This window comes from Mesorhizobium sp. P2_D1 (genome assembly GCF_056404455.1).
In genome coordinates this window covers 22,400-28,719 of sequence record NZ_JBFUDZ010000062.1, presented here as the reverse complement: position 1 = coordinate 28,719, position 6,320 = coordinate 22,400, and the positions used below count along the sequence as shown (strand labels likewise).

Below are 6,320 nucleotides of genomic sequence, written 5' to 3'. Positions count from 1 at the left end.
GGTCATCTGAGAACTAGAGGCGGATGGCCGCTTCTGTTTGCCCGTTCTGGCAGATGAGCCGAATGGCAGCTTTCCACCTATTTCGCGCACGTCCTTTCAGTGCCGCCTTCTGTCGAGGGTAAGCTTACCAAGCTGAATATCTGCAGCGGGCTTTTTAGGAATAACAGCGCAGTACTGACAGGCGCAGTGACACGGCACTATCGATCTCAGGAAAAATTTCATATAAATATCAAATAGTTAATGGAGCGGGTAGCGGGAATCGAACCCGCATATTCAGCTTGGAAGGCTGCTGCTCTACCACTGAGCTATACCCGCGCCTTGCACTGAAGTACCGGATTCCCCCGAAAAGCGCCATGCACTTTTCGGTCCGATGCTTTCGCGTTTCAGGGCTTCCGGGCCAGCAGTGGTGGAGAGGGTTGGATTCGAACCAACGTAGGCTAAGCCAACGGATTTACAGTCCGTCCCCTTTAACCACTCGGGCACCTCTCCAGTTCTGCCGCCGGAGCCATGCAACGAGGCATTCACGCCAATCCGGACCCGAGTTAAGTCTTCTCCGAAACCAGCGAAGCGCCTTATGGCGGCAAGGCCATTGGGTGTCAACCGCGCAACCGGCGTTTTTCGATGTTGTTCGCCGGCTGCGGCGACGAGCCATATCCTTGGCCTGAGGAGACGGCTATAGAAGCCGGCCATGAGCGACAAAACCAACACCCCGAAAGACACACACTACGCCAAGTTGCGGCGCGCCTATCGCGACGAGAAAAGCGGCGGCGCGCCGGCGTTCAGGCCCAGGCAGCCGGTTCCGCCAGGCGAACATGCCGCGGACGGACTGGTGCGGCTCTATGGCCTGCACACGGTGCGAGCGGCGCTCGACAATCCGCGCCGCAGGATCAGAAGGATGCTGGTCACGCGCAATGCGGCCGAACGCCTGGAAATCGCTGATATCGCCGCCCTGCCCTTCAAGGCGGAACTGGTCGAACCCAGGGACATCGACAAGATCACCGGCTCGGACGCCGTGCATCAGGGCGTGCTGATCGAGGCCGAACCGCTGAAGCCGAAGCGGCTTGATGCACTTGGCGATGCCAGGCTGGTGCTGGTGCTCGACCAGGTCACAGATCCGCACAATGTCGGTGCCATCCTGCGCTCGGCGGTCGCCTTCGGCGCCGGCGCGCTGATCACCACGGCGCGCCACAGCCCGCAGGAATCGGGCGTGCTGGCGAAATCGGCCTCCGGCGCGCTGGAGCATATCGACCAGATCGAGGTGAAGAACCTGGCCGACGCGCTCGGCCAGTTGCACGAGGCCGGGTTCCAGACCATCGGCCTCGATTCGGACGGGCCGGCGGAACTCGAAACCAGTTTCGCCGGTGACAAGATAGCGCTGGTGCTCGGCGCCGAGGGCAAGGGCCTGCGCCAGAAGACGCGCGAGACGGTGACGACGCTGGCGCGGCTCGACATGCCCGGTGCCATCCGTTCGCTCAATGTGTCGAACGCCGCGGCGATCAGCCTCTATGCGGCGCGGGCATTCTTGAAGCGCGGCTGAGCCTCACGCCAAACATCTCGAAATGCGAAACGGGCTCCGGCGACAGACGCAGGAGCCCGCTCTTCGACAGGCACGAGTTGGCGGCTTGGGAACGTTACGCCGCCCTCTCCTGACCTATGCCGCTTTGCCTTTGATTTCGGCTGCGTTGCCGCCCACCTCGAAATTGGCCATCCGCTCAAGCGCCCTGACCAGCGCCGAGTGATCCTCCCTGGCGCCGCCATTGGCGGCGCAGGAATTGAACAGCTGCTGCGTAGTCGAGGTGTTGGGCAGCGACACGCCGAGTGCTTTTGCCCCTTCCAGCGCCAGGTTGAGGTCCTTCTGGTGCAGTTCGATACGGAAGCCCGGCGCGAAGGTCCGCTTGACCATGCGCTCGCCATGCACTTCGAGAATGCGCGAGGCCGCCAGCCCGCCCATCAGCGCTTGCCTGACCTTGGCCGGATCGGCACCGGCTTTCGATGCAAAAACAAGGGCTTCGGCGACAGCTTCAATGGTCAGCGCGACGACGATCTGGTTGGCCACCTTGGTGGTCTGACCGACGCCATTCGGCCCGACCAGGGTGATGTTCTTGCCCATCTTCTCGAACACCGGCCTGGCGCGCTCGAACGCCTTGTCCTCGCCGCCGACCATGATGGTCAGCGATGCCGCCTTGGCGCCAACTTCGCCGCCCGAAACCGGCGCGTCGAGATAGTCGCAGCCCAGTTCATTGATCTTTTTAGCAAACACCTTGGTCTCGATCGGCGAGATCGAGCTCATGTCGATCACCAGCTTGCCCTTGGTCAGGCCGGATGCAACGCCGTTGTCGCCGAACAGCACATCGGCAACCTGTGGTGTATCGGGCACCATCAGGATGATCATATCGACCGCCTTGGCCACCGCGGCATGGCCGGAGACTGACTTCAGTCCCTTGGCGACGAGGTCAGCCGGCGGCTTCGAGCGATGGTCGCTGGCGATGACCGTATAGCCAGCATCCAGCAGATGCCCCGCCATCGGCGCGCCCATGATGCCGAGGCCGATGAAACCGATGGTTTCCATTGTTTTTCTCCGTCGTATGTCTTTGTCGAGGCTGCGTTCCTTCGCGCCCCCCCTCTGGCCTGCCGGCCATCTCCCCCACGGGTGGGGAGATTGGCAGCTTCAGCGTCGGCAGCTAAGCCGCCGCGCTGCCCTGCCCGGCCAGTTCCCTGAACCAATCCAGCCCGGCCTCCGTGCCGGCCTTCGGCTTGTATTCCGCGCCGATCCAGCCGGAATAGCCGATGCGGTCGATATGCTCGTAGAGGAAGGGATAGTTGATCTCGCCCGTCCCCGGCTCGTGACGGCCGGGATTGTCCGCAAGCTGGATATGCGCGATGCGGCCGAGGTTTGCCTCGATGGTACGGGCGAGATCCCCCTCCATGATCTGCATGTGATAGATGTCGTATTGCAGGAACAGGTTCTTCGAACCGATACGGTCGATCAGCGCCAGCGCCTGGTCGGAGTAGTTGAGGAAGAAGCCGGGGATATCGCGGGTGTTGATCGGCTCGATCAGCAGCCGGATGCCGGCCTGCTCCAGCTTTTCCGCCGCAAAGGCGAGGTTTTCGGCGAAGACGTCCTCCAGCACCTTGCGATCGGYGCCCGCGGGAGCGATGCCGGCAAGGCAATTGACCTGCTGGCAGCCGAGCGCCTGCGCATAGGTGATCGCCTTGGCGATGCCCTGGCGGAATTCCGGCACGCGATCCGGCAGCACGGCGATGCCGCGCTCGCCCTTGCCCCAGTCGCCCAGCGGCAGATTGAACAGCACCTGCGTCAGGCCGTTCTTCTTCAGCCGGGCGGCGACCACCTCAGGCGCGTGATCGTAGGGGCCGATATATTCGACGCCCTTGAAGCCCGCGCGGGCAGCTGCGTCAAAACGGTCGAGGAAATCGTGCTCGCCAAAGAGCATCGAAAGATTGGCTGAGAAACGCGGCATTTCTTTTTCTCCTTTTCCGCTGAACTAATCCAGCATCACGATCGCCGTCGGGGCGTCTTCCTGATGTTCGGCAAGGTCCTCGAATTCTGTGATCTTGTCGATCTCGGTGCCCATCGAGATGTTGGTGACGCGCTCGAGGATGAATTCGAGCACGACCGGAACCTGGTGCTCCTTCATCAGCCGCTGCGCTTCCTTGAAAGCGGCGGCGAATTCCTCGGGCTTGCGCACCCTGACCGCCTTGCAGCCCATCGCCTCGGCAACGGCAACATGGTCGACGCCATAGCCGGCCTCGGGATCGCCTGAGCGGTTGATGTTCTCGAACGCGAGATTGACCTCGAAATCCATCGAAAAGCCGCGCTGCGCCTGGCGGATCAGCCCGAGATAGGCGTTGTTCACCACGACATGGAGATAAGGCAGCTTGTGCTGTGCGCCGACCGCCAGTTCCTCGATCATGAACTGGAAATCATAGTCGCCCGACAGCGCCACGATGGTGCGGTCGGGATCGGCGGCGCGAACGCCAAGGGCTGCCGGCAAGGTCCAGCCGAGCGGGCCGGCCTGGCCGCAATTGATCCAGTTGCGCGGCTTGTAGACATGCAGGAACTGCGCGCCGGCGATCTGCGACAGGCCAATCGTGGTGACATAGGTGACATCGCGGCCGAACGCCTTGTTCATCTCCTCGTAGACACGCTGTGGCTTGAGCGGCACCTGGTCGAAATGCGTCTTGCGCTTCATCGTCTTCTTGCGGCCCTGGCATTCCTTGGCCCAGCCCGACCAATCGCGCAGCTTGCCCGCCGTCTTCCACTCCGTGGCGACGTCGAGCAGCACCTTCAGCGCGGCGCCCGCATCCGAGACGACGCCGAGATCCGGCGCGAAAACACGGCCGATCTGAGTGGGCTCGATGTCGACATGGATGAATTTCTTGCCCTTGGTGTAGACGTCGACCGACCCGGTGTGGCGGTTGGCCCAGCGGTTGCCGATGCCGAAGACGAAATCGGCCTCCAGCATCGTCGCATTGCCGTAGCGGTGCGACGTCTGCAGCCCGCACATGCCGGCCATCAGCCGGTGGTCGTCGGGGATGGCGCCCCAGCCCATTAAGGTCGGGATGACCGGCACGCCTGAAATTTCGGCGAATTCGATGAGCAGATCCGACGCATCGGCGTTGATGATGCCGCCGCCGGCGACGATCAGCGGCTTTTCGGCCGCGTTGAGCATCGCCAGCGCCTTTTCGGCCTGCGCGCGCGTCATTGCCGGCTTGAACGGCGTCAACGGCTCATAGGCATCGATGTCGAACTCGATCTCGGCCAACTGCACGTCGACCGGCAGGTCGATCAGCACCGGCCCCGGGCGCGACGAGCGCATCAGGTGGAATGCCTTCTGCAGCGTCATCGGCACCAGATAGGGCTCCATGACGGTGACCGCCCATTTGGCGACCGGCGCGGCGATGGCGGCGATGTCGACCGCCTGGAAATCCTCCTTGTTCAGCCGCGCACGCGGCGCCTGGCCGGTGATGCACAGGATCGGGATGGAATCCGCGGCGGCCGAATAGAGCCCGGTGATCATATCGGTGCCGGCCGGACCCGAGGTGCCGATGCACAGACCAATATTGCCAGCCTTGGCGCGGGTAAAACCTTCCGCCATATGCGAGGCGCCCTCGACGTGGCGGGCAAGGACATGGCGGATCGTTCCCCTCGCCTTCATGGCCGAGTAGAATGGGTTGATCGCCGCGCCCGGCACGCCGAAAGCGCAGGAAATACCTTCCTTCTCAAGAACGAGAACCGCAGCATCGACAGCGCGCATCCTGGCCATTTTCCAGCCCTCCACAGGGTTTGTCATTGTTGGATGGCTGAGAATGTCACCAAGCCGGCTATTTTTCAATTTTTTCAGAATATTTTTTCATTTCTAACAAACGGCGATTAGATGATGAATTTGAACGGTTTTTCGTTTTCCATCGATTTCACAACCTCGCACAATGAAAAACTTTTTCATTGCCTCTCGCGCCAAATTGCCGACAATGCGGCCATGGAAACCACCGAGAAACGCCAGCGCGGTCGGCCGCGCGCCTTCAACGGGCCCTCCGAGCCGACTTCGGTGCAGTCGCTCGACCGGGCACTGCGCATCCTGGCCATTGTCGCCGAAGGCAGCGGCCTGTCCCTAAGCGAGATATCAGCGCAAAGCGGCCTTGCCGCCTCCACCGCCTACCGCATGCTGACGACACTCGAAAACCATGGCATGGTCGAATTCGACACCAGCGACCAGCTCTGGTCGATCGGCGTCGAGACCTACCGCATGGGCGCGGCGTTCCTGCGCCGCCGCAAGCTGGTCGACCGCGCCCGTATCGTCATGCAGGAGTTGATGGAAAGGACCGGCGAGACCGCCAATCTCGGCGTTGCCGAGGATGATTGCGTGGTCTTTGTCAGCCAGGTCGAGACGCACCAGGCGATCCGCGCCTTCTTCCGGCCGGGGACGCGCAGCCCTTTCCACGCCTCCGGCATCGGCAAGGCGGTGCTGGCGCATCTTGAGCCGGAGCGTGTCGGCACCATCCTGCGCAAGGCTGGACTGCAGCGCTTCACCGACAGGACGCTTTCCGACATTTCCGCCCTTGCCCATGACCTGGCAACGATCAAACGGCGTGGCTGGTCGGTGGACGACGAGGAGCGGCACCCCGGCATGCGTTGCGTGGCAGCCGCCATCTTCAATGAATTCGGCGAGCCGATCGGTGGTGTCTCGGTGTCGGGGCCTACCGTGCGGGTGACGCCGGAACGGCTGGCCGAGATCGGCCCTTTGGTGCGCGATGCCGCAGCCGAGGTGACCAGGATGATTGGCGGCGCCATCTCAGCCTGA

The 6,320-nt window shown here is 62.5% G+C and carries 5 protein-coding genes and 2 tRNA genes; 2 read left to right on the top strand and 5 right to left on the bottom strand.

The annotated features are described in order from the left end of the window. Nucleotides 1–241: 241 nt before the first annotated feature. Both AC1D0I_RS28485 and AC1D0I_RS28480 read right to left on the bottom strand, forming a co-directional pair. Nucleotides 242–315, bottom strand: a tRNA-Gly gene (locus AC1D0I_RS28485). 89 nt (nucleotides 316–404) lie between these two features. Further along, nucleotides 405–489, bottom strand: a tRNA-Tyr gene (locus AC1D0I_RS28480). A gap of 199 nt (nucleotides 490–688) precedes the next feature. On the opposite strand from AC1D0I_RS28480, the gene AC1D0I_RS28475 reads away from it, so the two are divergent. Then, nucleotides 689–1,537, top strand: coding sequence for a TrmH family RNA methyltransferase (locus AC1D0I_RS28475; protein ID WP_477399313.1), 849 nt, complete (start codon nucleotides 689–691; stop codon nucleotides 1,535–1,537). A 114-nt stretch (nucleotides 1,538–1,651) separates the two neighbouring features. On the opposite strand, the gene AC1D0I_RS28470 is transcribed toward AC1D0I_RS28475, so the two are convergent. The 3 genes from AC1D0I_RS28470 to gcl all read right to left on the bottom strand — a co-directional run bounded on the left by AC1D0I_RS28470 (nucleotide 1,652) and on the right by gcl (nucleotide 5,285). Next, a complete protein-coding gene (locus AC1D0I_RS28470) occupies nucleotides 1,652–2,569 on the bottom strand; it encodes a 2-hydroxy-3-oxopropionate reductase (protein WP_477399311.1) in 918 nt (305 codons plus the stop codon). Between the two features lie 112 nt (nucleotides 2,570–2,681). Next, nucleotides 2,682–3,479 (bottom strand): 2-oxo-tetronate isomerase, encoded by a 798-nt coding sequence (otnI, locus tag AC1D0I_RS28465; protein WP_477399309.1) that lies wholly within the window; start codon nucleotides 3,477–3,479, stop codon nucleotides 2,682–2,684. A 24-nt stretch (nucleotides 3,480–3,503) separates the two neighbouring features. Further along, a complete protein-coding gene (gene gcl / locus AC1D0I_RS28460) occupies nucleotides 3,504–5,285 on the bottom strand; it encodes a glyoxylate carboligase (protein ID WP_095091669.1) in 1,782 nt (593 codons plus the stop codon). 213 nt (nucleotides 5,286–5,498) lie between these two features. Between gcl and bhcR the strand changes: the two genes are divergently transcribed. Next, nucleotides 5,499–6,320, top strand: coding sequence for an HTH-type transcriptional regulator BhcR (gene bhcR, locus AC1D0I_RS28455; RefSeq protein WP_477228471.1), 822 nt, complete (start codon nucleotides 5,499–5,501; stop codon nucleotides 6,318–6,320).